General features: G+C 67.4%; 22 protein-coding genes. 14 read left to right on the plus strand and 8 right to left on the minus strand.

Annotation, left to right across the window (positions count from 1 at the left end; all coding sequences use genetic code 11):
• Positions 1–30 precede the first annotated feature (30 nt).
• Together K6V06_RS17385 and wrbA are read right to left on the minus strand one after the other, a co-directional pair.
• Positions 31–462, minus strand: coding sequence for a DUF2069 domain-containing protein (locus K6V06_RS17385; protein WP_222245382.1), 432 nt, complete (start codon positions 460–462; stop codon positions 31–33).
• Positions 463–473: 11 nt separating this feature from the next.
• Positions 474–1,088, minus strand: coding sequence for an NAD(P)H:quinone oxidoreductase (wrbA, locus tag K6V06_RS17390; RefSeq protein ID WP_222245383.1), 615 nt, complete (start codon positions 1,086–1,088; stop codon positions 474–476).
• Between the two features lie 234 nt (positions 1,089–1,322).
• Here wrbA and K6V06_RS17395 point away from each other — a divergent pair, with 234 nt between their 5' ends.
• Positions 1,323–2,654, plus strand: a complete 1,332-nt coding sequence (locus K6V06_RS17395; RefSeq protein WP_222245384.1) for a YihY family inner membrane protein — start codon at positions 1,323–1,325, stop codon at positions 2,652–2,654.
• A gap of 135 nt (positions 2,655–2,789) precedes the next feature.
• On the opposite strand, the gene K6V06_RS17400 is transcribed toward K6V06_RS17395, so the two are convergent.
• Both K6V06_RS17400 and K6V06_RS17405 read right to left on the minus strand, forming a co-directional pair.
• Complete coding sequence (locus tag K6V06_RS17400) at positions 2,790–3,623, minus strand: alpha/beta fold hydrolase (protein WP_222245385.1); 834 nt, start codon at positions 3,621–3,623, stop codon at positions 2,790–2,792.
• Entirely contained in the window at positions 3,623–4,942 is a 1,320-nt protein-coding gene (locus K6V06_RS17405) for an O-acetylhomoserine aminocarboxypropyltransferase (protein ID WP_222245386.1), read from the minus strand. The genes K6V06_RS17400 and K6V06_RS17405 overlap by 1 nt, the downstream gene beginning before the upstream one ends.
• Positions 4,943–5,287: 345 nt before the next feature.
• On the opposite strand from K6V06_RS17405, the gene K6V06_RS17410 reads away from it, so the two are divergent.
• From K6V06_RS17410 to aroC, 3 genes are all read left to right on the plus strand, one after another.
• Complete coding sequence (locus tag K6V06_RS17410) at positions 5,288–5,734, plus strand: CBS domain-containing protein (RefSeq protein ID WP_222245387.1); 447 nt, start codon at positions 5,288–5,290, stop codon at positions 5,732–5,734.
• Positions 5,735–5,879: 145 nt separating this feature from the next.
• On the plus strand, positions 5,880–7,787 hold the full coding sequence (locus K6V06_RS17415; protein WP_222245388.1) for an MFS transporter: 1,908 nt from the start codon (positions 5,880–5,882) through the stop codon (positions 7,785–7,787).
• A 102-nt stretch (positions 7,788–7,889) separates the two neighbouring features.
• Positions 7,890–8,990 (plus strand): chorismate synthase, encoded by a 1,101-nt coding sequence (aroC, locus tag K6V06_RS17420; protein ID WP_222245389.1) that lies wholly within the window; start codon positions 7,890–7,892, stop codon positions 8,988–8,990.
• A gap of 23 nt (positions 8,991–9,013) precedes the next feature.
• Here aroC and K6V06_RS17425 read toward each other — a convergent pair whose 3' ends face one another.
• Together K6V06_RS17425 and K6V06_RS17430 are read right to left on the minus strand one after the other, a co-directional pair.
• On the minus strand, positions 9,014–10,147 hold the full coding sequence (locus K6V06_RS17425) for an NAD(P)/FAD-dependent oxidoreductase (protein ID WP_222245390.1): 1,134 nt from the start codon (positions 10,145–10,147) through the stop codon (positions 9,014–9,016).
• Between the two features lie 73 nt (positions 10,148–10,220).
• Positions 10,221–10,919, minus strand: a complete 699-nt coding sequence (locus K6V06_RS17430) for a FadR/GntR family transcriptional regulator (protein WP_222245416.1) — start codon at positions 10,917–10,919, stop codon at positions 10,221–10,223.
• 248 nt (positions 10,920–11,167) lie between these two features.
• Here K6V06_RS17430 and K6V06_RS17435 point away from each other — a divergent pair, with 248 nt between their 5' ends.
• A complete protein-coding gene (locus K6V06_RS17435; protein ID WP_222245391.1) occupies positions 11,168–12,112 on the plus strand; it encodes a flagellar brake protein in 945 nt (314 codons plus the stop codon).
• A 148-nt stretch (positions 12,113–12,260) separates the two neighbouring features.
• On the opposite strand, the gene K6V06_RS17440 is transcribed toward K6V06_RS17435, so the two are convergent.
• Entirely contained in the window at positions 12,261–13,946 is a 1,686-nt protein-coding gene (locus K6V06_RS17440; RefSeq protein WP_222245392.1) for an electron transfer flavoprotein-ubiquinone oxidoreductase, read from the minus strand.
• A gap of 340 nt (positions 13,947–14,286) precedes the next feature.
• Between K6V06_RS17440 and K6V06_RS17445 the strand changes: the two genes are divergently transcribed.
• From K6V06_RS17445 to K6V06_RS17475, 7 genes are all read left to right on the plus strand, one after another.
• A complete protein-coding gene (locus tag K6V06_RS17445; protein ID WP_222245393.1) occupies positions 14,287–15,072 on the plus strand; it encodes an SDR family oxidoreductase in 786 nt (261 codons plus the stop codon).
• A gap of 353 nt (positions 15,073–15,425) precedes the next feature.
• A complete protein-coding gene (locus tag K6V06_RS17450) occupies positions 15,426–16,097 on the plus strand; it encodes a TRAP transporter small permease (protein ID WP_222245394.1) in 672 nt (223 codons plus the stop codon).
• Positions 16,094–17,398 carry a TRAP transporter large permease gene (locus tag K6V06_RS17455; RefSeq protein ID WP_222245395.1) on the plus strand — a complete coding sequence of 435 codons (1,305 nt, stop codon included), beginning with the start codon at positions 16,094–16,096 and terminating at the stop codon, positions 17,396–17,398. Before K6V06_RS17450 ends, K6V06_RS17455 begins: the two co-directional genes overlap by 4 nt.
• A 78-nt stretch (positions 17,399–17,476) precedes the next feature.
• Complete coding sequence (locus tag K6V06_RS17460) at positions 17,477–18,505, plus strand: DctP family TRAP transporter solute-binding subunit (protein ID WP_222245396.1); 1,029 nt, start codon at positions 17,477–17,479, stop codon at positions 18,503–18,505.
• A gap of 88 nt (positions 18,506–18,593) precedes the next feature.
• On the plus strand, positions 18,594–18,995 hold the full coding sequence (locus K6V06_RS17465) for a thioesterase family protein (RefSeq protein ID WP_222245397.1): 402 nt from the start codon (positions 18,594–18,596) through the stop codon (positions 18,993–18,995).
• A gap of 160 nt (positions 18,996–19,155) precedes the next feature.
• Positions 19,156–19,725 carry a hypothetical protein gene (locus tag K6V06_RS17470; RefSeq protein WP_222245398.1) on the plus strand — a complete coding sequence of 190 codons (570 nt, stop codon included), beginning with the start codon at positions 19,156–19,158 and terminating at the stop codon, positions 19,723–19,725.
• On the plus strand, positions 19,712–19,939 hold the full coding sequence (locus K6V06_RS17475; RefSeq protein ID WP_222245399.1) for a hypothetical protein: 228 nt from the start codon (positions 19,712–19,714) through the stop codon (positions 19,937–19,939). The genes K6V06_RS17470 and K6V06_RS17475 overlap by 14 nt, the downstream gene beginning before the upstream one ends.
• A 104-nt stretch (positions 19,940–20,043) precedes the next feature.
• Here K6V06_RS17475 and K6V06_RS17480 read toward each other — a convergent pair whose 3' ends face one another.
• On the minus strand, positions 20,044–20,508 hold the full coding sequence (locus K6V06_RS17480) for a rhodanese-like domain-containing protein (protein ID WP_222245400.1): 465 nt from the start codon (positions 20,506–20,508) through the stop codon (positions 20,044–20,046).
• A 650-nt stretch (positions 20,509–21,158) separates the two neighbouring features.
• Between K6V06_RS17480 and K6V06_RS17485 the strand changes: the two genes are divergently transcribed.
• Both K6V06_RS17485 and K6V06_RS17490 read left to right on the plus strand, forming a co-directional pair.
• On the plus strand, positions 21,159–22,574 hold the full coding sequence (locus tag K6V06_RS17485) for a 3-hydroxylaminophenol mutase (RefSeq protein WP_222245401.1): 1,416 nt from the start codon (positions 21,159–21,161) through the stop codon (positions 22,572–22,574).
• 139 nt (positions 22,575–22,713) lie between these two features.
• Positions 22,714–23,355: a DUF4124 domain-containing protein gene (locus tag K6V06_RS17490; protein ID WP_255581921.1), complete on the plus strand. Its 642-nt coding sequence runs from the start codon at positions 22,714–22,716 to the stop codon at positions 23,353–23,355.
• Positions 23,356–23,367 lie beyond the last annotated feature (12 nt).

Here is a 23,367-nt window from a genome sequence, read left to right on the forward strand (position 1 = left end):
GATGGGGAAGGCACGGTGCGGCGGTGCGGTTCATGCCGGCCCGCTGCTCGGTTTCGACCTGGCACGCGCCCGGCGCTTGTACGGGCGGAGATAGAAAATGATGGCGAAGAAGTAACACAGCGTCAATGCGACTTCGACCCATGCCAGCAGCGACGACGGTGCGCGGTCGCTCGCGCCGCGCACCACGCCTTCGGTGAAATACAGCAGGATCAGCATGGTCGACCACTGCATGGTGTAGCGGTCGCGCGCGAACAGCCCGCGCAGGGGCAGCAGCAAGGGCAGCGCCTTGAGCAGCAGCCACGACCCGCCCGGGCGCAGCGGGGCCAGAAACCACTCCCAGGCGACGGCCAGCGCGATCAGCGCGAGCCAGCTTGCCAGGCCGGTGCGGTAGAGCAGGGAGTTGTGCAGGTCGGCGTCGCTGCGCCGCGCCAGTTCGGCATCGGGGACGTCCGGGACGCGCATGCGCTGCCCCTTCAGCGCGCGGCGGCAGCGGGGGCGACGCTGAGCCGTAGCGCGGTTTCCGCCAGGCGCTGACCCATGGCGATCGCCATGGTGGCCTCGTCGTCGCTGACCGCGCGGGCATTGTCGCCGCCCGCATGATGGCTGGGGCCGTAGGGCGTGCCGCCCCCGCTGGTCGTCATCAACGGCGTGTTGCCGTAGGGCAGGCCGAGGACCAGCATGCCGTGATGCAGCAGCGGCAGCATCATCGACAGCAGCGTCGCCTCCTGTCCCCCGTGCAGGCTGCCGGTCGAGGTGAATACGCAGGCGGGTTTGCCGGTCAGCGTGCCGCCCAGCCACTCCGCGATGGTGCCATCCAGGAAGTACTTCATCGGCGCGGCCATGTTGCCGAAGCGGGTCGGGCTGCCCAGGGCCAGGCCGATGCACTCGTGCAGGTCGCGCAACTCGACATAGGGCGGGCCCTCGTCGGGAATGTCCGGGGCGGTCGCCTCGCATACCGTGGAAACCGGCGGCACGGTGCGCAGCCGGGCCTGCACGCCGGGGACCCGCTCGATACCGCTGGCGATCAGTTCGGCCAGCTTGCGTGTGCTGCCGTGTCGGCTGTAATAGAGAACGAGTACGTCGGGCATGTGGAAGTGGACAGTGGCGGATAGCCGGATGATGGTACCCCGAGGCCGACAGGGGGAACGTCGTATTATAGTGGCGGCCTCATCGCTTGCCGCATATCGGCCGGTGCCGCCGCCGCCACGCAGGCCTTCCCCGCCGGCATGCGCTCGGCGCAAGCGCTGCGTCAACGCCTGCGCCGGTCTGACGCCCGCCGCACCGTCCGGTTGATTGCCACGCTTCTGGAGCCAGCAGCACCCATGTCCGCCGCCTCGCCTCTCTCGCGCCTCGTCCGCTTGCGGCGCGAATGGAACCTGCAGAAACTGCGGGCGCTGCTGCGCTACGCGCGCCGTCGTGCCGCCGAGGACAGGCTGCCGCAGGTCGCGGCCAGCCTCACCTTCACCACCGTGCTGTCGGTGGTGCCGGTGCTGACGGTCGCGTTTGCGCTGCTGGCCGCGTTCCCGATGTTCGGCGACTTCCGCGCCGCCATCGAACGCTTCCTCTTCAGCAACCTGATTCCCGGCAACCTGACCGACATGATCACCGGGTATCTGGGGCAGTTCGCGCGCAATGCGAAGGGCTTGACCGCGGTGGGCCTGATCGGCCTGATGCTGACCGCGGTGCTGACCATGCTGACCGTCGAGGACGCCCTGAACGCGATCTGGCGGGTGCGGCAGAAGCGGCGGTTCGCGCAGCGGGTGCTGGTGTTCTGGGCGGTGCTGACCTGCGGGCCGGTGCTGATCGGCGGCAGCCTGTCGATCAGCTCGTACCTGATCTCGGTCTCGGCCGGCTACGTCGGCAACCTGTCGCTCGGCATCAACCTCGCCGTCAGCCTGGCGCCGGTCCTGCTGTCGGCGTTCGCGTTCACGCTGCTGTACACCACGGTGCCGAACGCCTACGTCGAATGGCGCGATGCCGCCATCGCCGGCCTGATCGCGGCGCTCGCCTTCGAGTTTTCCAAGCGCGGCTTCGGGCATTTCGTCACGCGCTTCCCAACCTATACCGCGGTCTATGGCACTTTCGCGGCGCTGCCGATCTTCCTGCTGTGGATCTACCTGAGCTGGCTGGTCACGCTGCTCGGCGCCACCATCGCGGCCAATCTTCCGGTGGTCCGCCGCGGCTACTGGCGCCGCCGCACCTTCGCCGGCAGCGAGTTCTACGATGCGCTGGGCGTGCTCTATGTCCTGTACCGGGCGCAGGCGCAATCGCCGCGCAGTGTCGGCGAGCTGGACCTTGGACGGCGGCTGCGGGTCGAGGCCGACTATCTGTCGGATCTGCTGGCCCGGCTCCAGTCGATGCATCTGATTGGCCGCCTGCAGCGCGATCGGGGGCAGGTGCACTGGGCGCTGATCTGCGATCCGGCGCGCGTGCCGCTGCGCCTGCTGCACGACCGGCTGGTGCTCAACCTGGCGCGGTTGCCGCGCACCTCGCTGGCGCAGCAACTGCAGGGCGCGGAGGCGTTGCGGCGGGTGCTGGAGAATCCGCTGCTGGACCAGAGCCTGGCGGAGATCTTCGAGCAGGCGGCGCCGGCCGACGAGCCGCGCCGGCGCACGCTGGAGGTGGTGCCGCCGGGGTGGCACGGGCAGGTCTAGCGCCTGCAGGGATGCCAGCGCTCGATGTCCTCTCCCCCGGGCTCTCTCCCGTGCGGGAGAGGGGAGCGAACCCCGTAGCGCCGGGTATTCGGCCGGTTTTGCCCCTCGCCCCTTCAAGGGGAGAGGGGTTGGTCTTCAGCCGGCCCCAGCACCGGCCACCACCCGCCGCGCAAATCCCGCCATCGCATCCAGTACCGCATCCGGCTGCTCGCCCATCAGGTTGTGGCCGGATGGCACTTCCACCAGCGTGGCTTGCTTCATCCGCGCGGCGAGGGCGCGCGCCGAGCGGGCCGGCGTCATCATGTCCTTGCTGCCCGACAGCACCAGCGCCGGGCACGACACGCTGGCCGCGGCCTGTTCGCCGTGGGTGTAGGCGTTGCAGGCCTGGAAGTCGTTGTGAAAGACCTGCGCCTGCGGGTGGCGCGCGCTGACCCGTTCCATCAGCCGGCGGTTGACCCCCTGCATCCAGAAGCCCGGTCCCGGCGACGACGGCTTGTTGGCGAGGCTGGAATGCGACCACGCATTCACCATCGCGATGGCCTCGTCCTCGCGTTCGCGGGCGGCCTCCAGCAGCGCGTCGGACACCTTCATCGGAAAGGCGGTGGCGAGCATGCCGATGCCGCGTACCCGCTCGGCATGGCGTGCCGCGCATTCGAGCGCGATCAGCGACCCCATGCTGTGGCCGAACACCAGTACCGGTCCCTGCGCCTTCGCCGCGTCCGCAAGCGCCATCGCCCAGTCGGCCATCTGCTCGACGGTGGGCAGCGGCGCGCCTTCGCTGCGGTTGTGGCCCGGCAGGTCCACGGCCAGCACGGAAAAGCCGTGATGCGCGAACCAGCGCGATTGCAGCCCCCAGACACTGTGGTCGTTCTGCGCGCCGTGGATCAGCAGCACGCAGGGCAGGGTGGGATCGAAGGGTTTGCCGCCGGTATAGGCGTAGGCGCGGCGGCCGTCGATGTCGAGCTGCATCAGGCGTTTCCTCCCTTGTCCATGGACTTCTGCGCGGCCTTCAGGCCTCGCTTGAGATCGTCGATCAGATCGTCGGGGTCCTCCAGCCCGATCGACAGCCGGATGGTGCCTTCGGCGATCCCGGCTGCGCGCAGGGCGTCCGCATCCATGCGGAAGTGGGTGGTCGAGGCGGGGTGAATCACCAGCGAGCGTGCGTCGCCGACATTGGCCAGATGCGAGAACAGCGCAAGGCTCTCGATGAACCGCTGGCCGGCCACGCGGTTGCCCTTCAGGTTGAAGCTGAACACCGCGCCACAGCCGCGCGGCAGCAGGCGTTTGGCGAGCGCGTGGTCGGGGTGGCTCTCCAGTTCCGGATAGCCGACCGACTCCACCATCGGGTGGCCCGCCAGGAAGCTGACGATCCGGCGGGTGTTGTCGATATGGCGGGCCATCCGCAGCGGCAGGGTCTCGATGCCCTGCAGCAGTTGCCACGCCGCCATCGGATTCATGCAGGCGCCGAAGTCGCGCAAGCCCTCGCGTCTTGCCCTCAGCAGGAACGGCGCGACCGGGCTCTCCTCGGTAAAGACCATGTCGTGAAAGCCGCCGTACGGCTCCGACAGTTCCGGAAAGCGGCCGGACGCATCGAAGTCGAAGGTGCCGCCTTCGACTAGTACGCCGCCGATGGTGGTGCCATGGCCGCCGAGGAATTTGGTGGCCGAGTGATAGAGCAGCGCAGCGCCATGCTCGAAGGGCTGCATCAGCCAGGGCGTGGTGAAGGTGGAGTCGACCAGCAGCGGCAGCCGGTGCTCGCCGGCCAGCTGTGCGAGCGTGGGGATGTCGAGCACGTCCAGCCCGGGATTGCCCAGCGTCTCGCCGAACAGCAGCCGGGTTTCGGGCCGGATCGCGGCGCGCCAGGCATCGATGTCCCGCGCCGGCACGAAGGTGGTCTCGATGCCGAAGCGGCGCAGCGTGTAGTGCAGCAGATTGTGCGAGCCGCCGTACAGCGCGGCGGAGGCGACGATATGCCCGCCCGCGCCCATCAGCGTGGCGATGGCCAGATGCAGCGCGGCCTGTCCCGATGCAGTGGCGATGGCGCCCACGCCTGCCTCCAGCGCGGCGATGCGTTCCTCGAACACGGCCACGGTGGGGTTGGAGATGCGGGAGTAGACGTGCCCCGCGCGCTCCAGGTTGAACAGCGAGGCGGCATGTTCGCTGTCGCGGAACACGAACGAGGTGGTCAGGTGGATCGGCGTGGCGCGCGCCCCGGTGGCGGGGTCGGGCGCCGCGCCGGCATGCAGCGCGAGGGTGTCGAAGCGAGGATCGAAGCGATTGTCGGACATGGCGGTTCCAGTCAGGTGCCATCCCGGCGCGCACGGCGACAGGCGTGCCGGCAGCGCCCCGGGGGGCTGCGTTCGGTACTGCGTCTTTGCTGCTGAGGTTTGCTGCCGAGGTTTGCCGTCGAGGTTCCCCTGGCATGCGGGCGGGGCGCCGCGCCGGCCAGCGGCTTTACTTGGCCGCCCGCTTTCGGCTAGCATCGCGCAAATTGCAGCCCCGGCACAAGGTACCGGGCGCTGCGCCCGCTGTCACTGCGGGCTTATACTGCAAGCGCCTGGCGAGCGCCGGGCCGAACCGGATGCGCAGCCCGAGCCGGCCCGCCCGGGGCGCATCATCCAGCGGAGACGACCATGAAAGTCAGCGACATCCTGCAGATCAAGGGCAATACGCTCTATACCGTCAAGCCGGATACGTCACTACTGGAGGCCGTCAGCACCATGGCCGAGCACGACATCGGCTCGCTGGTGGTGATGGAGTTCGGCGACCTGGTCGGCATGCTGACCTTCCGCGAGATCATCCAGACGCTGGCGGCCAACGCCGGCAATGTCGGCACCGCCACCATCCGCAAGGTGATGGACGACGCGCCGCTGACCTGCACGCCCGAAACCGATGTCAACGAAGTCCGGCGCATGATGCTGGAGCGGCATGCCCGTTATATGCCGGTACTGGACAGCCGCACGTTGATGGGCGTGATTTCGTTCTATGACGTCGCCAAGGCGGTGGTCGAGGAGCAGAGCTTCGAGAACCGCATGCTCAAGGCGTATATCCGCGACTGGCCGGAAGAAAAGGCCAGCTGAAGACGGCAGGCTGCCGGCAACGCGGTCCCTGGCAGTCCCGTCACGTCCGTCTGCGCTTGCCTGCCGCTGCATCTTGCCGGCAGGGCGCGCCGGTGCGCCTGGGCGCTTCCGCCCGCACGCGCCGCTCCCCGTGCGTCCCGATCCCATGTCCCGTCCTGACTCTTCCAGCCAGTATCGCCTGCTGCGCGAGCGCCGCTTCGCCCCGTTCTTCTGGACCCAGTTCCTGGGGGCGATGAACGACAATGTCTTCAAGGTCGCCTTCACCTCGTTGGTCACCTACCAGACCGCGCGCTTTGCCGGGGTGGACGGGCAAAGCGCGGCCTTCCTGATCTCTGCGATCTTCATCGCGCCGTTCGTGCTGTTCTCGGCCACCAGTGGCCAGCTCGCCGACAAGTTCGAGAAGTCGCGGCTGATCCGGCTGGTCAAGACGCTGGAAATCGCCATCATGCTGGTCGGCCTGGCCGGTTTCGCGCTGTACAGCGCGCCGCTGCTCTATGTCGCCACCTTCCTGATGGGGCTGCATTCGACGCTGTTCGGACCGGTCAAGTACGCCTACCTGCCGCAACACCTGCACGAGACGGAGCTGGTGGGCGGCAATGGCCTCGTCGAGATGGGCACCTTCGTCGCCATCCTGCTCGGCACCCTGGTCGGCGGCGAGCTTGCCAGCCTGGAAGGGGGCGGGGCGCTGGGGGGACCGGTCTGGGTCGGCGCCGCCTGCGTGGTGCTGGCCATCGCCGGGCGGGTGACGGCATCGCGCGTGCCGCAGTCCCCCGCACCGCAGCCGCAGTTGCGCATCAACTGGAATCCGTTCACCGAGACCTGGCGCAACCTGCGGCTGGCGGCAGAGAGCCGCACCGTGTTCCTGAGCCTGCTTGGCATTTCCTGGCTGTGGTTTCTCGGCGCGACCTTCCTGACGTCGTTCTTCGCCTTCGCCAAGACCGTGCTGGGCGGCGACCAGAACGTGGTGACGCTGCTGCTGGCCGTGTTCTCGGTCGGAATCGGCGTGGGCTCGCTGCTGTGCGAGCGGCTGTCCGGCCGGCACGTGGAAGTCGGGCTGGTGCCGTTCGGTTCGATCGGCATGACGGTGTTCGCGGTGGACCTGTATTTCGCCAGCCGCGGCGGCAATGCGGTGCAGCTGACCGGCGTGGCCGGTTTTCTCGCCGAAGCGCGGCACTGGCGCGTGCTGGCCGATCTGTTCCTGCTGGCAATGTTCGGCGGCTTCTATAGCGTGCCGCTCTACGCGCTGATCCAGAGCCGCAGTGCGCCGACGCACCGCGCCCGCATCATCGCGGCCAACAACATCCTGAACAGCCTCTTCATGATCGCGTCGGCGCTGCTCGCGATGGCAATGACCGCGGCGGGCTTCAGCCTGCCGCAGCTGTTCCTGGCGGTGGGCCTGCTCAATGCCGCCGTCGCGATCTATATCTACTCGCTGGTACCGGAATTCCTGCTGCGCTTCGTCGCCTGGATCCTGGTGCATACCGTGTACCGGCTAGAACGCATCCATGCCGACCGCATTCCCGAGAGCGGACCGGCGGTGCTGGTCTGCAACCATGTCAGCTTCGCCGATGCGGTGGTGCTGATGGCGGCCAGCCCCCGGCCTGTGCGCTTCGTGATGGACCATCGCATCTTCCGCATTCCGGTGCTGTCGTGGCTGTTCCGCCAGGCGCGCGCCATCCCGATCGCCCCCGCGCATGAAGATGCGGCGATGCTGGAGCGCGCCTATGCCGAGGTTGCGCTGGCGCTGGAGGCGGGCGAACTGGTGTGCGTGTTTCCCGAAGGCAAGATCACCGCGACAGGGGAGATCAATCCGTTCCGCCAGGGCGTGCAGCGGATCGTCGCGCGCACGCCGGTGCCGGTGGTGCCGATGGCCCTGCGCGGGCTGTGGGGCAGCTTCTTCTCGCGCAAGGGCGGCGCGGCGATGACACGGCCATTCCGCCGTGGCATCCTCAGCCGCCTGCAACTGGTGGTGGGAGAACCGATCGCACCGGAGCGGGCCAGCCCGGAATATCTGCAGCAGCTGGTGCAGGGGTTGCGCGGCGAGTTGCGCTGACGCGGCGCTGCCGCTGGGCTGCCGCGCCGGCGGATTGACCGTACAGGCCGTACCATTGGCCGTACAATACGGGCCTGTTTCCATTCCCGCCTGGTTTCCATCATGTCCGGCAATACCCTCGGCCTGCTCTTTACCGTTACCACCTTCGGCGAGTCGCATGGGCCGGCCATCGGGGCGGTCGTCGATGGCTGCCCGCCGGGGATGGCGCTGACCGAAGCCGATATCCAGGCCGACCTGGACCGCCGCAAGCCGGGCACCTCGCGCCATGTGACGCAGCGCAAGGAGCCGGATACCGTCGAGATCCTGTCGGGCGTCTTTGAGGGCAAGACCACCGGCACGCCGATCTGCCTGCTGATCCGCAATACCGACCAGCGCAGCAAGGACTACGGCAATATCGTCGAAACCTTCCGGCCGGGTCACGCGGACTACACCTACTGGCAGAAGTACGGCATCCGCGACTATCGCGGCGGCGGCCGATCGTCGGCGCGTCTGACCGCTCCGGTAGTGGCGGCGGCCGCGGTCGCGCGCAAATGGCTGCGCGAGCAGTACGGCACCGAGATTCGTGGCTATATGTCGCAGCTGGGCGAGATCGCCGTACCGTTCACCGACTGGGCGCACGTCGGCGAGAACCCGTTCTTCGCAGCCGACGCCAACATCGTGCCGGAACTGGAAACCTATATGGACGCGCTGCGCCGCGATGGCGACTCGGTCGGCGCGCGCATCGAGGTGGTCGCGAGCAATGTGCCGGTGGGCCTGGGCGAGCCGTTGTTCGACAAGCTCGATGCCGATATCGCGCACGCGATGATGGGCATCAACGCCGTCAAGGGCGTGGAGATCGGCGCGGGCTTCGATTGCGTGGCGCAGCGGGGCAGCGTGCACGGCGACGAGCTGACGCCGGAAGGCTTTCGCAGCAATAACGCCGGCGGCGTGCTGGGCGGCATTTCGACTGGCCAGGACGTCACCGTGTCGCTGGCGATCAAGCCCACCTCCAGCATTCGCACCCCGCGCCAGTCGATCGACAAGGCGGGCGCGCCCGCTACGGTGGAGACCTTCGGCCGGCACGATCCCTGTGTCGGCATTCGCGCCACGCCGATCGCCGAGGCGATGCTCGCACTCGTGCTGATGGACCATGCACTGCGCCATCGGGCGCAGTGCGGGGACGTGCGCGTCGACACGCCGCGGATCCCCGGCACGGCCGCCTGAGGCGCGCCGCCTTCAGCAACGCATCAGCACAGCGCGGCGACGTACTCGCCAATCGCCAGCGACGCGGTCAGCCCCGGCGACTCGATGCCGTACAGGTGCACGAGCCCCGGGATGCCGTGTACCGCCGGGCCGTCGATGCGAAAATCGGCGGCCGGCTCGTCGGGCGCGTTGATCTTCGGCCGGATGCCGGCATAGCCGGGCTGTAGCGCCCCATCGGCGAGCGCCGGCCAGTAGCGGCGCACCTCGTCGTAGAAGACGTCGGCGTCCGCCGGATCCACCCCGTACTCGATCTCGTCGATCCAGCGGACATTGGGGCCGAAACGCGCCTGGCCACCCAGGTCCAGTGTCAGATGGACACCCAGGCCAGCGGCTTCGGGCACCGGGTAGATCAGGCGCGAGAACGGTGCGCGGCCGGCCAGCGTGAAATAGCAGCCCTTGGCGTAGTACTGTGGCGGGATGGCCGTGGCGGGCATGCCTTCGATGCGGCGCGCCAGCGCCGGCGCGGTCAGGCCCGAGGCGTTGACCACGGTGCGGGCCAGCAGCGTGCTGGACGTTCCGTCGCCCATTCCTTCGCCCATTCCTTCGCCCATGCCGCCGCCCACTTCGAGCACGATGCCCTCCGGCGTGGCCTTGCCCTGCAGCACCGGCGACTGCACTGCCAGCATCGCGCCATGCTGCTCGGCGTCGCCCAGCAGCGCCAGCATCAGGCCGTGGCTGTCGATGATGCCGGTAGACGGCGACAGCAGCGCCGCGTCGCATCGCAGGTTCGGCTCCAGCGCGAGCGCTTCCTCGCGCGTCAGCAGGCGCAGATCGTCCACGCCGTTGACCGCGGCCTTGGCGCGGATCGCTTCCAGCGTGGCGAGCTGGGCGGCACTGGTGGCGACGATCAGCTTGCCGCAGCGCTGATGGGCGATGTGGTGGCTCCGGCAATAGTCGTACAGCATGGCCTTGCCGCGCACGCACAGGGCCGCCTTCAGCGAGCCGGCGGGGTAGTAGATGCCGGCATGGATCACCTCGCTGTTGCGTGCGCTGGTGATGGTGCCGAAGGTGTTTTCCGCCTCCAGCACGATGACCTCGCGTCCGGCCATGGCAAGCGAGCGCGCGATTGCGAGTCCCACTACGCCGGCGCCGATCACCACGCAATCCACCGATTCCATTGCTGTCCCTCTGTATCTGGGCGGCCGGGATGCCGGCCGCTGGTTGTTGTCCGATCGTTGTCCTGACCGTCGTTCAGTCGAGCCGAAGGCCCATGCGCCTGGCCGCGCCCTCCAGATGCCGCCTGGCCGCCTTGCCGGCTGCGCGGGCGTCACCGGCTTCGATGGCGGTGGCGAGCGCTTCGTGTTCGGCATCGGCGCCGTGCGCACCGCCATGGGCGCGCGCCGCGTTCTCCCAGGCGGCATGCCGCGCCGCCAGCATCTGCTGGCCGACGAAATCGGTCAGGCCGGTGAAGCAGGGGTTGTGCGCGGCGCGGGCGATGGCCTGGTGGAAAGCAATATCGGCCTGCGCGGCGCGGCCGAAGTCGCCGGCATCGCGCCGCATCGCGTCGAGCGTGAGGTGGATGGCATCGATATCGGCCGGCGTGCGGCGGCGTGCTGCCAGTTCCGCGCAGGCGGTCTCCACCGTCATTCGCAGCTCGAACAGCTGCGGCAGCGTCGGCGCGTTGTCGTCGTCCGAGGGCAGCCGCCACACTTGTCCGCCGGGCGTGGCGGAAACGTAGGTTCCGGAGCCCTTGCGCGTCACCAGCACGCCGTCCGCCTTCAGCTGCGCGATGGCCTCGCGCACGACCGGGCGGCTGACGGAGAAGCTGGTGGCCAGCGCCGCTTCGGCCGGCAAGCGGCCGCCGGCCGCCAACCGTCCTGCCGAGATCTCGGCGCGCATGGCGGCGGCAACGCGCGCGGCGAGCGAGGAGGGGCGGGCGAGCGGTTCCAGAGCGGCTCCTGAACGAGTGTGATGCTGTCAGGCTGTCTGACAGCTTTTGGCGATTTTCGCGGAAAGGCGGGGAGGGGTCAAGCCGGCGGCAGGCAGGGATGCAGCCCCGGCCCCCTCCGGTGGGGGGGGTAAAGCATTGGCCTGGCGCGCCGATAGGGCTTTTCAGAGGGACGGCACGACGGCCCCCTCGGCCTTGCGCGCGTCGTGCCCGCGCTACGCCCCATCCGAGGGCGACAACCGGAAAAGCCATGATCCCATTGAAACCGAACGACCTGCCGGTCGGGCAGCCCCTGCCCTGGTCGCTGCTCGACGGCGAAGGAAACCTGTTGCTGGGCAGCGGCAATGTGCTGGCCGACGGCAGGGATGTCGCCCTGGTGTTCCGCCACGGCGATGTCTGCCGGCCAGATGAGGACGACGGTCCCGCCGCGGCCGAGCTGCACGGTGGCGCCGCAACGTCCGACTCGCCGGCCAGCGGCTCGTCGGGTTGCCAGCCGGCGGGCTCGCTGGGGCTGCAGGTCGGCACGCTGCTGCAGATCAAGTCGCCGAGCGATCCGGGCCGGGCGGCGGCAAGCCGTCTGATCGGCTTCATCGAACACGGTCTGTTCGCCAGCTGGCCCCAGTTCAACGGACGCGACGTCCAGTTCCAGGCGGGCGAACAGGTGCTGCTGCGCGGCTTCACCGGGCGCAGCATCCAGAGCTTCCTCTGCACCGTCACCGCGGTTTGCCGCAGCCCGTTCCGTTATCTGGTGCTGTCCGATCCGACCCAGGTCGAACAGATTCCGGTACGCAGCAGTCCGCGCGTGCCGACGCGGCTTGCCGCGCAATTGCTCGTACATGACGATGCGCAGACGGGACGCCTGGCCGTGCTGTCGGATATGAGTACTGGCGGCGCGCTGGTGCAGACCGCGGCGCCGATGCCGCCCGCGGGCTCGCGCGTGCGGCTGCGTTTCGTGCTGCGCACCGCGGGGACGGACAGCGAGGTCACGCTGGACGCGTGGGTCCGCCAGCAGTCGCGCGAAGCGTCGGATAGCGAGTTTCCTGCGTTCGGGGTGTCGTTCGGCATGCTGGGCGAACGCGAGGCAGCACTACTGCACTGCTTTATCTACGAACAGATGCTCGCAGCATCGTCGATGCGGCTGCGCGAGGCGCAGAACCAGGCGCCGGTGGACATCGGCGAGGGAAGGGCGAGCTGAGGATTGTGGTTCCGCTCCCCTCTCCCACTTGTGGGAGAGGGGTTGGGGGAGAGGGCAGTGGGGGGGCTGAACGATTGACGGTCGTCGGTTGCGCGGCGTTACCCTCTCCCCGGCCTCTCCCGCATGACGGGAGAGGGGAGTCACATCATTACATGCCGACGTAGTTCGGGCCGCCGCCGCCTTCCGGCGTCACCCAGACGATATTCTGGGTCGGGTCCTTGATGTCGCAGGTCTTGCAGTGCACGCAGTTCTGCGCATTGATCTGCAGACGCTCGCCACCGTCCTCGGCCTTGACGAACTCGTAGACACCAGCCGGGCAATAGCGGCTTTCGGGGCCGGCGAAGCGGTTCCAGTTGATCTCCACCGGTACGCTCGGGTCCTTCAGCGTCAGGTGGGCCGGCTGGTTTTCCTCGTGGTTGGTGTTGCTGATGAACACCGAGCTGAGGCGGTCGAAGGTCAGCTTGCCGTCCGGCTTGGGATAGACGATCTTCTCGCACTCGGCAGCCGGCTTCAGATAGACGTGGTCCGGCTTTTCGCGGTGCAGGGTCCAGGGCGGGTTGCGGATGCCCAGCTTGGGCAGCAGCCATTGCTCGATGCCGGTCATCAGCGTGGCGGTGGTGCGGCCCTTCTTGAACCACTGCTTGAAGTTCTTCGCCTGCAGCAGTTCCTTGTACAGCCAGCTCGCTTCGAACGCGGCCGGGTAGGCGCTCAGCTCGTCGTGCTGGCGGCCGGCCTGCAGCGCGTCATACGCGGCCTCGGCGGCCAGCATGCCGGTCTTGATCGCCGCGTGGCTGCCCTTGATGCGCGAGGCGTTCAGATAGCCGGCGTCGCAGCCGACCAGCGCGCCGCCCGGGAACACCGTCTTCGGCAGCGACAGCAGGCCGCCCGCGGTGATGGCGCGGGCGCCATAGCCGATCCGCTTGCCGCCCTCGAAGTAGCCGCGGATTTCCGGATGCGTCTTGAAGCGCTGGAATTCCTCGAAGGGCGACAGCCACGGATTGGTGTAGTCCAGACCCACCACGAAGCCCACCGCGACCTTGTTGTCCTCCATGTGATAGAGGAAGGAGCCGCCATAGGTGGCAGGATCGAGCGGCCAGCCGGCGGTATGCACGACCAGGCCCGGCTGGTGTTTGGACGGGTCGATTTCCCACAGCTCCTTCAGGCCGATGCCGTAGCTCTGCGGGTCCTTGCCCTGGTCGAGCTTGAAGTGCGAGATCAGGTGGCGGCCCAGATGGCCACGCGAACCTTCCGCGAAGATGGTGTACTTCGCGTGCAGCTCCATGCCGAGCTGGAAGTTCTCGGTCGGTTCGCCATCCTTGCCGATGCCCAGGTTGCCGGTGGCCACGCCCTTGACCGAGCCGTCCTCGTTGTAGAGCACCTCCGCCGCCGGAAAGCCGGGGAAGATCTCCACGCCGACCGCTTCGGCCTGCTGGCCCAGCCAGCGCACGAAGTTCGACAGGCTGACGATGTAGTTGCCTTCGTTATGGAAGCACTCGGGCAGCAGCGCGGGCGGCGTGCCGCGCGAGCCGGTTTCGTTCAGGAACAGGAACTTGTCTTCGGTCACCGGCTGGTTCAGCGGCGCGCCGAGTTCCTTCCAGTCGGGCAGCAGCTCGGTCAGCGCGCGCGGGTCCATGATGGCGCCGGACAGGATGTGCGCGCCGGGCTCGGAACCCTTTTCCAGCACGCAGACATTGACCTCGGTGCCGTTCTGCTGCGCCAGCTGCTTCAGGCGGATCGCCGTCGCCAGGCCGGCGGGACCGCCACCGACGATGACGACATCGTATTCCATGGATTCGCGGGGGCCGAACTGCTCCACGAGCTGTTGCTGATCCATTGTCTCTAACCCTTTTGATCTTGGCAGTACTGAATTTGCGGGGCGATCTGCTCGATGGACCGGCGCGCGGCCTTAGGCGTTTACGCGGGGTCGGCCGGCCCGGAGTTCCTTTTTTCTGCCCGAGTTCTTAGAATCTCCGGCATTGTCCGGGACTCGACACCCACAGGCAAGACATTTTTTTGAACGACCGTTCTTTTTTCTGATCGCGGTGCGCCATCATAAGGCGCGGCCGGAGAGGCGGCAACGGCAGCAATGGCCGAAACGCCGGAATGAACCGAACATCGCACAAACTTTGCGCGATGCGGGGCGCAGCCCTGTATCGCGCCTTACCGAGAGAACCATGGGCCTGTCGATCAATCTGGAAGGGAAAGTCGCGCTTGTCACCGGCGCATCGAGCGGCCTTGGCATGCGTTTCGCGCAGGTGATGGCCTCCGCCGGGGCCAAGGTCGTGCTGGCGTCGCGCCGCGCGGAACGGCTCAAGGAGTTGCGGGCGGCGATCGAGGCCGACGGCGGCAGCGCGCATGTCGTGCCGCTGGACGTCACCGATCCGGACAGCATCCGCGCCTGCGTCGCCCATGCCGAGACCGAGGCGGGCGCGATCGATATCCTGGTCAACAACTCCGGCGTGTCGACCACGCAGAAGCTGACGGACGTCACCGCCGAGGATTTCGATTTCGTCTTCGATACCAATACGCGAGGGGCGTTTTTCGTTGCCCAGGAAGTGGCCAAGCGGATGATCGCGCGGGCCAAGGGCGCGGAGCGCAACGGCACGCCGCTGCCGCAATCGCGCATCGTCAATATCGCTTCGGTGGCGGGCCTGAAGGTGCTGTCGCAGATCGGCGTCTACTGCATGAGCAAGGCCGCGGTGGTGCATATGACCAAGGCGATGGCGCTGGAATGGGCCCGCCACGGCATCAATGTCAATGCCATCTGCCCGGGCTATATCGATACCGATATCAACCATCATCATTGGGACACCGATGCCGGCCAGAAGCTGATCCAGCTGCTGCCGCGCAAGCGCCTGGGCAAGCCCGAAGACCTCGACGGACTGCTGCTGCTGCTGGCCTCCGACCAGTCGCAATTCATCAATGGGGCGGTGATCACCGCGGACGACGGTATGGTATAAAGCCAGCCGCATCAGTGCCGCATCGGTGCGGCGGCCACCAGCCCGGTGCCCGTCGACCGCCTGCCGCCAACGCAGCTGCCTGTCCGCGTTCCGCCAGAAGCGGGGCCGGCGTTTTCCGCCCGGGGCTTATCCGGTCCCCTCGGGCGTCGGGCCGCTGCCAGACCGCCTTCATGCCGACGTATCCCTAGGGAAATGGAGGTGGTCCGCTCGACGCCTGCCCGGCATAATGGCCAGCGGCGTCCGAACGCCGCCATGCGCGGATCAGAAGCAAACTCACAAGCGCGCCAGCAGGCGCCAAGCACCATCGCGCCGGGGCCGCAGCCCGGCCGCGAGCCGGACCGGAGGCCGGGGAGATGACGCAACAACCGGAACAACTGCGCAAGCAGGGTTCTGCAAAGGACCCTGTCCAGTCGCCTGGGCAAACGCGCCCGGGCCAGCATGACGCGCGCGACCACGGCGCGCCACAGCGCGCGATCGACTCCGCCATCGTCACCGATCCCCTCGATTCCGCCGCGGACAGCGATTTTCGCGTCAGCCCCCGGGTCGAGGACTGGATCGGCGTGATCGTGATGGCGTTGCTGGTCTTCATCACCTTCGCCAATGTGGTGGTGCGCTACCTGACCGACGAATCCTTCGCCTGGACCGAGGAGTTCTCGGTCTTCCTGATGATCGTGCTGGCGCTGGTCGGCGGCAGCGCCGCGGTGGCACGCGATCGGCATATCCGCATCGAATTCTTCTTCGAACGAGGTAGCGAGGCCCGGCAACGCCGGCTGGCGATCCTCAGCGCGCTGGCGGTCGCCCTGATGTTCGCCGGGCTGGCGGTGCTCGGCGCCCGCGTGACCTGGGACGAGTACCAGTACGGCGAGACCTCGCCCGGCATCGGCGTGCCGAGCTGGTGGTACTCGATCTGGCTGCCGCTGCTGTCCGCCGGCATTGCGCTGCGCGCGCTTGGACTGGCGGCGCGCAACGTCCGCGCGCTGAAGGCGCTGCATGTGGCGGCGCAGACTGGCAGGGAGCGGGCATGACGCTGATCGCCATCGTCCTGTTCGCCGTCTTCATCGTGCTGATGCTGCTGGGCGTGCCGATCGGCGTGGCGCTTGGCCTGGGCGGCGTCGCGGCCATCGGCCTGTCGAACCTGGACACGCAGATGTTCGGGCTGCTGGCCGGGCCGCAGAATTTCTACGCGGGGCTGGCCAAGTATCCGCTGCTGGCCATCCCCATGTTCGTGCTGGTCGGCTCGATCTTCGATCGTTCCGGTGTCGCGCAGCGTCTGGTGACGCTGGCCATCGCCGTGGTGGGACGCGGCCCGGGCATGCTGCCGCTGGTGGCCATCGTCGTGGCGATGTTCCTGGGCGGGATCTCCGGCTCCGGGCCGGCCAACGCCGCCGCCGTCGGCGGCGTGATGATCGCGGCGATGGCGCGCGCCGGCTATCCCGGCTCGTTCAGCGCCGCGGTGGTGGGCGCCGCGGCCGCGACCGACATCCTGATTCCGCCCTCGGTGGCGTTCATCGTCTACAGCGTGCTGGTGCCCGGCGCCTCGGTGCCGGCGCTGTTTGCCGCCGGCATGATTCCCGGCGTGCTGGCCGGACTCGCGCTGATCGTGCCGGCGGTATGGCTGTCGCGCCGGCATGGCATGGGCGCGGCCGAAGCGTCGCTGCCGCGTCCGCCGTTCTGGCGCAGCCTGCGCGAGGCCGCCTGGGGCCTGTTCGCCCCGGTGCTGATTCTCGGCGGCATGCGCGCCGGCTGGTTCACCCCGACCGAGGCCGCCGTCGTCGCGGTCGTCTACGGTCTCTTCGTCGGCATGGTGGTGTACCGCACCATCGGCATGCGCGACCTGTTCGTGATCTTTCGCGAGGCCAGTGAAACCTCGGCGGTGATCCTGCTGGTAGTGGCGCTGGCCGGCATCTTCGCCTATGCGCTGTCCACGCTGGGCGTGATCGACCCGCTGGCGCAAGCCATCGCCAACTCCGGACTCGGCGAGTACGGCGTGCTCGCGCTGATCGTGCTGCTGTTGATCACCGTCGGCATGTTCCTCGACGGCATTTCCATCTTCCTGATCTTCGTGCCGCTGCTGCTGCCGATCGCCAATGCCTTCCAGTGGGACCCGGTGTGGTTCGGCGTGGTGCTGACGCTGAAGGTCGCGCTCGGCCAGTTCACGCCGCCGCTGGCGGTGAACCTGATGGTGTCGTGCCGGATCGCCCGCGTGCGGATGGAAGAGACCGTGCCATGGGTGATCTGGATGCTGCTGGCGATGTTCGGTGCGATGGTCCTTGTGCTTGCCTATCCGCCGCTTGCCACGTGGCTGCCGGCCCGGCTCGGCTATTGAGCGTGGGCCCGCCGCAGGACCCCGGTCCATGCGGACCCAGTTGAAATAACGAACTCGATTCGAGAGGAGATGCAGACGATGAAACGCCGTGCCCTGATGCTGTCCGTGGCCGCCACCCTTGCCGCCGCGGCGCTTGCCCCGGCAAGCGCGGTCGCCCAGACCTACAAGTCCGAATACAAGATGTCGCTGGTGCTCGGTCCCGCGTTCCCGTGGGGCAAGGGTGGCGAGATCTGGGCCGACCTGGTGCGCCAGCGCACCAACGGCCGTATCAATATCAAGCTGTATCCCGGCACGTCGCTGGTGGCCGGCGACCAGACCCGGGAGTTCTCGGCGATCCGGCAGGGCGTCATCGACATGGCGATCGGCTCGACCATCAACTGGTCGCCGCAGGTGCGCGAGCTGAACCTGTTCTCGCTGCCGTTCCTGATGCCCGACTACAAGGCGCTGGACGCGCTGACGCAGGGCGAGGTCGGCAAGTCGCTGTTCGAGCGGCTGGAGAAGGCCGGCGTGGTGCCGCTCGCCTGGGGCGAGAACGGCTTCCGTGAAGTGTCGAACTCGAAGCGCGAAATCCGCAAGCCGGAAGACCTGAAGGGACTGAAGCTGCGGGTGGTGGGATCGCCGCTGTATATCGACACCTTCAACGCGCTGGGCGCCAACCCGACCCAGATGAGCTGGGCCGACGCACAGCCGGCGATGGCCTCGGGCGCCGTCGATGGCCAGGAGAACCCGCAGTCGGTGTTCGCCGCGGCCAAGCTGTACACCGTGGGCCAGAAGTTCGTCACTACCTGGGGCTATGTCGCCGACCCGCTGATCTTCGTCGTCAACAAGCAGGTGTGGGAGAGCTGGACGCCCGCCGACCGCGAGATCGTCCGCCAGGCCGCGCTGGACGCCGGCAAGCAGGAGACGGCGCTGGCCCGCAAGGGCCTGGCCGAGCCGGGCGCCCCCGCATGGAAGGAAATGGAGGCGCACGGCGTCAAGGTCACGCATCTGTCGCCGGCCGAGCACGACGCTTTCCGCAAGGCAACGGCCAAGGTCTACGACAAGTGGAAGAAGCAGATCGGCACGGACCTGGTGACCAAGGCGGAAGCGGCGATCGCCAAGCGTTGATCCGTTGACGGGGGCGAAGGCCGGCTGCCTGTTTCGCCGGCCCTCGCCGCCGTTGCCTTGCCTGACCAACCACTGCGCCGGAGATCCGATGAAGCATGTCTTCACGCTGCGCATGCCCATTCGCTGGGGCGACATGGACGCGATGGGCCATGTCAACAACACCATCTATTTCCGCTATCTCGAACAGGCCCGGATCGAATGGTTCGAATCGCTGGGTTGCTCGGGCCGCGACGAGCACGGCCACGGGCCGGTCATCGTCAACGCGCACATGAACTTTCGCCGCCAGCTGCGCTATCCCGGCGAGGTGGAACTACGGCTCTACGCCGGCGCACCGGGACGCAGCAGCTTCGAGACCCGCACCGAGATCCTCCGTACCGACGAGCCGGACGTCGTCTTCGCCGATGGTGGGGCGAAGGTCGTCTGGTGCAGCTACGAGGAAGAGAAGTCGGTGCCGTTGCCGGGGGCGATCCGGGAATTGATGGAGGGATAGGTTTCAGGCAAGCTCGGGCGGATCGGTCTGCCGTCCCGAGGCCGGTGTTCTTAACAATTTCGTCACGATGTTAAGAATCGATAGGTTTTCGGAAGTCCTGGTATTCGATGTGCGTTGAGGGGCGGAAACTCGCGGCCTGGTCTTCCGCGACTGCCTGCTCATGTACCACTACATTACCCCTGCGTTGCTTGCCCACCTGTTTGCGGACACGCCGAAGAAGGATGCCGCTGATGCCGCTCACGCGGCCATCACGCAGCCAATGACCGCTGGCGAAACGGGAATCGAGGTGATCGGTATCGCGCTTGGCCTGCTGCGCTTCGTCGTTTTTTTCGCCAGCGCCCTGGTCTACGCTGGCGGCAATCGGCAGTGGGTACAGGAGACGGCGGACGGATGGGCGAACGGCTTCACGCCTGCTGCTTCCGGGCGGCTCGTCAAGTTCATGCGAGCCGAAGCCGATGGCGAAACCATGTTCGACGCGCGGTACTGGCCATTGCCCAATCCGAATATGGTTTGGCGATTTGCGGATCTGCTCGGGAGGGCACTCGCCGTTCACGCCGGCGCCTTTCCCGACGTGCCACAATACTTCTACCTACCGCAGACCGGCCAGCTGGAACGCCTCTATGCGCGCGTAGGCAAACGCTTCGAAAGCGGGTCCTACGGCGTGACGTTCCGTTGTGTCATCAGGCCTGCTCAGCAAACCGGAGGGTTCCATGGGTATGAGCGTACGTAAGCAGGTGCATTCCCGGCTTGAGCCCGCGGCCAGGCCGGCCAAGGAACCGCGGCCGGAGATCATCGCCTTGCACAAGCGGGGCATGCAGGTGTTGCTTGGCAGTATCGAACGAGGCTGGGCGAAGCAGCCCGCCGCGATTCGGCCCGTCGGCATCGCGTATTCCAGCGAGCTGCCCGCCGCGCTCGTGGCTCCGGGTCCTGTGCGCAGGCGATAAGGCGGGCCCTTGTCCCCGGGAACCAGGGAGCAAAGAGGCCTCCGCAAGGAGGCCTGTTTCGTCAGCAATGGAACGCGCCGGCCGCGTTCAGCACAAGGGCAGAATCACGCCCCATGCCACGGCAGCCCGCGCACGCACCAGCCCTCGACCGTCTTGCGGTGGTGCTCGGTGTCGCGGGCGCCTTCGAACCCTTCCAGCACGTCCATCGCCAACTGGTAGCCAGCCTGCGTCGCGACGCGCGCCGCGTGCTTGGAGCGTGCGGCACTGCGGCACAGGAACAGGACCGGGGCGTCCTTGGGCACGCGTGCCTGCAGCTCTTCGACGAAGCGCGGATTCTGCTGGCCGCCCGGGTAGCTCGACCATTCGACGTGGACCATCTTCTCTTCCGGCAGCGCCGGGCCGCCGACCCAGTCCAGCTCGGCCTGGGTGCGCACATCCACCAGCACGGCCTTTGGATCGGCCTGCAGCAGGTCCCACGCCTGTTGGGGCGTCAGGGCGCCGTAGTAGGGCAATTGGTCCTGTTGCTGGCGCGCATTGGCGGCCTGGAGCAGTTCGTCTCGTGTGGTCATCGGCGGGTCATCGAAGGTTGGGACACTCCCGCCCCGGGAGGCATCGGGAAGCCGGCGCGACGGAGGGCGGGTGGAGGGGCATTTTACTCCCGCCAGTGGGACGGTCGAACGACGACTTGCAGCGCGGGGACATCCTGTGCCCGAGAATGGTGCCGCTGCGGGTTTGGTGCACCAACAAGGTGCGATGAAGAATCAAATGCACTGACTCTGTGCGCGGCTTTCTGCCAGCTTGCGCGCCTGTGTTTCGGTCGATGGGCCTCAAGCGTCACCCGCATGACAGCTCTTGGCACACACCGACAGGCGCTTCGCCTGCGTTCGAGGGCCACCAAAGACCAGAGCCCGGGAGAGGCATTGGCAAGCGACGTAGCGACCGCAAATGCGCCACAGCGGTGCCGGCGCTTGTTCTGGCAGGGTTGCACCGGTTCCGGGACACCCGGCGAAAGGTCGGCACATGCCCGTTGACAGGGCGTGCGGACCTACCCACCCCGGCTGACACGCCCTGTCATGGGGCGCACGTAGGAATTGTCTGGCACGCAATCTGCTAACATCGTCCGTCCCTTTGATGGCCGGTTGCCCAAGGCGCATGACTCGCGCGGCGGCTGGCGAAGAATGGCATTCACTGACTCAAGCCGAATTACCAGGAGAAAGGCATGGCGCAGAGCGTTGCAGATGTGATGAAGCTGGTGCAGGAGAACGACGTCAAGTTTGTCGACTTCCGTTTCACCGACACCAAGGGCAAGGAACAGCACGTGTCCGTGCCGACCTCGCACTTCGGTGAAGACAAGTTCGAAAGTGGCCATGCTTTCGACGGCTCGTCCATCGCTGGCTGGAAGGGCATCGAAGCCTCCGACATGCTGCTGATGCCGGACCCGAACACCGCCCATATCGATCCGTTCTACGAAGAGCCCACGCTGGTGCTGACCTGCGACGTGGTGGAGCCGTCGGACGGCAAGGGCTACGACCGCGATCCGCGTTCGATCGCCAAGCGCGCCGAAGCCTATCTGAAGAGCACCGGCCTGGGCGATACCGCCTTCTTCGGTCCGGAGCCCGAGTTCTTCATCTTCGACGGCGTGACCTGGAACGTCGACATGCAGGGCTGCTTCGTCAAGATCCACTCGGAAGAGGCGCCGTGGTCGTCGTCGCGCGAATTCGAACACGGCAACAGCGGTCACCGTCCGGGCAAGAAGGGCGGCTACTTCCCGGTCGCACCGATCGACACCTTCCAGGACATGCGTTCGGAAATGTGCCTGATCCTCGAATCGCTGGGCATCCCGGTTGAAGTGCACCACCACGAAGTGGCGGGCCAGGGCCAGAACGAGATCGGCACCAAGTTCAGCACGCTGGTGCAGCGCGCCGACTGGACCCAGCTGCAGAAGTACGTGATCCAGAACGTTGCGCACACCTACGGCAAGACGGCGACTTTCATGCCGAAGCCGGTGGTGGGCGACAACGGCTCGGGCATGCACGTGCACCAGTCGATCTGGAAGGACGGCCAGAACCTGTTCGCGGGCAACGGCTACGCCGGCCTGTCCGACTTCGCGCTGTACTACATCGGCGGCATCATCAAGCATGCGCGCGCGCTGAATGCGCTGACCAATCCGGGCACGAACTCGTACAAGCGTCTGGTGCCGGGCTTCGAAGCGCCGGTGAAGCTGGCCTACTCGGCCCGCAACCGTTCGGCTTCGATCCGCATCCCGTATGTGGCCAACCCGAAGGGCCGCCGCATCGAGACCCGCTTCCCGGATCCGCTGATGAACCCGTACCTGGGCTTCTCGGCGCTGATGATGGCCGGTCTGGACGGCGTGCAGAACAAGATTCACCCGGGCGAAGCCGCGGACAAGAACCTGTACGACCTGCCGCCGGAAGAAGACGCGAAGATCCCGACCGTGTGCGCGAGCCTGGATCAGGCCCTCGAGCACCTGGACCAGGACCGCGAGTTCCTGACCCGTGGCGGTGTGTTCACCAACTCGATGATCGATGCCTACATCGAACTGAAGATGGAGGAAGTCACGCGCTTCCGCATGACCACCCATCCGATCGAGTTCGAGATGTACTACTCGCTGTAATCGCCGACGGTTGCCGGGCGCGTGCCGGGCAACCGGCGGTTGCATTGCACTGCAAGGGGGCGGCTTCGGCTGTCCCTTTTTGTTTGCCTCGCTAGAATTGGGCTCTTCCCAGTCGTCCGGAACCGTACCCGTTCGAGCCATGTCCGTCGCAGTCCGCATCCGCAAGATTCGCAAGATCCGCAAGTCGACCCACGAAGCCGGCGTCGGCACGGCGCACAGCGCTGGTGCCCCGTTTCTGGTGCGCGGGGCCCAATTGTTGTGCGCGCTGGCGTGCCTGGGCGCGGTGGACCCCGCGCTGGACGGGCGCCTGAGCGTGGTGCCGGCACGGGCCTCGACGATCTGGCTGTGCGAAGGTCCCGGCAACGTGCCGGAATACCGCAACGACAGCGCGGGCAAGGGTTGCCGGCGGCTGGACATGCCGGAGGTGGTGTCCGTGCCCGGCGGGTCCCGCGTCCCCGGCGCGGCGCGCTCGGGCGGCGGTTCGGCAGGCGCGGTGAACGGCGGCAGGCGCGACGCGCCGGCGGCGGCGGGGTTTCCCCGCATCGATGCCGCGACGCAGCGGCTGCGGGACAACGACCGTCGCGCGGTGCTGGAGCACGAACTCGATGCCGAGCAGGCGCGGCTGGCCCAATTGCGCGCCCGCGCGATCGGGCTGGCGGGGCAGCAGGGTGGGCAGGGCAACGGCAACGGTGAATCCCTGCAGGCGCTGCGCGAGGACATCGGGCGCGCCGAGGCCAATTCCGCCGCGCTGCGGCGAGAACTGGCCAATCTCAGAGACTGAATCGAAAGGACA

This window comes from Cupriavidus sp. AU9028, from assembly GCF_019795295.1.
Lineage (GTDB): Bacteria > Pseudomonadota > Gammaproteobacteria > Burkholderiales > Burkholderiaceae > Cupriavidus.

Bases quoted from the DNA above. Each gene is read 5' to 3' on its own strand.
- K6V06_RS17440 (WP_222245392.1), bottom strand. From the start codon at position 13,946: ATGGATCAGCAACAGCTCGTGGAGCAGTTCGGCCCCCGCGAATCCATG.
- K6V06_RS17395 (WP_222245384.1), top strand. From the start codon at position 1,323: ATGTCCGCCGCCTCGCCTCTCTCGCGCCTCGTCCGCTTGCGGCGCGAA.
- K6V06_RS17450 (WP_222245394.1), top strand. From the start codon at position 15,426: ATGACGCAACAACCGGAACAACTGCGCAAGCAGGGTTCTGCAAAGGAC.
- K6V06_RS17425 (WP_222245390.1), bottom strand. From the start codon at position 10,147: ATGGAATCGGTGGATTGCGTGGTGATCGGCGCCGGCGTAGTGGGACTC.
- K6V06_RS17465 (WP_222245397.1), top strand. From the start codon at position 18,594: ATGAAGCATGTCTTCACGCTGCGCATGCCCATTCGCTGGGGCGACATG.
- K6V06_RS17490 (WP_255581921.1), top strand. From the start codon at position 22,714: ATGTCCGTCGCAGTCCGCATCCGCAAGATTCGCAAGATCCGCAAGTCG.
- wrbA (WP_222245383.1), bottom strand. From the start codon at position 1,088: ATGCCCGACGTACTCGTTCTCTATTACAGCCGACACGGCAGCACACGC.
- K6V06_RS17385 (WP_222245382.1), bottom strand. From the start codon at position 462: ATGCGCGTCCCGGACGTCCCCGATGCCGAACTGGCGCGGCGCAGCGAC.
- K6V06_RS17405 (WP_222245386.1), bottom strand. From the start codon at position 4,942: ATGTCCGACAATCGCTTCGATCCTCGCTTCGACACCCTCGCGCTGCAT.
- K6V06_RS17455 (WP_222245395.1), top strand. From the start codon at position 16,094: ATGACGCTGATCGCCATCGTCCTGTTCGCCGTCTTCATCGTGCTGATG.
- K6V06_RS17435 (WP_222245391.1), top strand. From the start codon at position 11,168: ATGATCCCATTGAAACCGAACGACCTGCCGGTCGGGCAGCCCCTGCCC.
- K6V06_RS17415 (WP_222245388.1), top strand. From the start codon at position 5,880: ATGTCCCGTCCTGACTCTTCCAGCCAGTATCGCCTGCTGCGCGAGCGC.
- aroC (WP_222245389.1), top strand. From the start codon at position 7,890: ATGTCCGGCAATACCCTCGGCCTGCTCTTTACCGTTACCACCTTCGGC.
- K6V06_RS17480 (WP_222245400.1), bottom strand. From the start codon at position 20,508: ATGACCACACGAGACGAACTGCTCCAGGCCGCCAATGCGCGCCAGCAA.
- K6V06_RS17400 (WP_222245385.1), bottom strand. From the start codon at position 3,623: ATGCAGCTCGACATCGACGGCCGCCGCGCCTACGCCTATACCGGCGGC.
- K6V06_RS17410 (WP_222245387.1), top strand. From the start codon at position 5,288: ATGAAAGTCAGCGACATCCTGCAGATCAAGGGCAATACGCTCTATACC.
- K6V06_RS17460 (WP_222245396.1), top strand. From the start codon at position 17,477: ATGAAACGCCGTGCCCTGATGCTGTCCGTGGCCGCCACCCTTGCCGCC.
- K6V06_RS17445 (WP_222245393.1), top strand. From the start codon at position 14,287: ATGGGCCTGTCGATCAATCTGGAAGGGAAAGTCGCGCTTGTCACCGGC.
- K6V06_RS17475 (WP_222245399.1), top strand. From the start codon at position 19,712: ATGAGCGTACGTAAGCAGGTGCATTCCCGGCTTGAGCCCGCGGCCAGG.
- K6V06_RS17485 (WP_222245401.1), top strand. From the start codon at position 21,159: ATGGCGCAGAGCGTTGCAGATGTGATGAAGCTGGTGCAGGAGAACGAC.
- K6V06_RS17470 (WP_222245398.1), top strand. From the start codon at position 19,156: ATGTACCACTACATTACCCCTGCGTTGCTTGCCCACCTGTTTGCGGAC.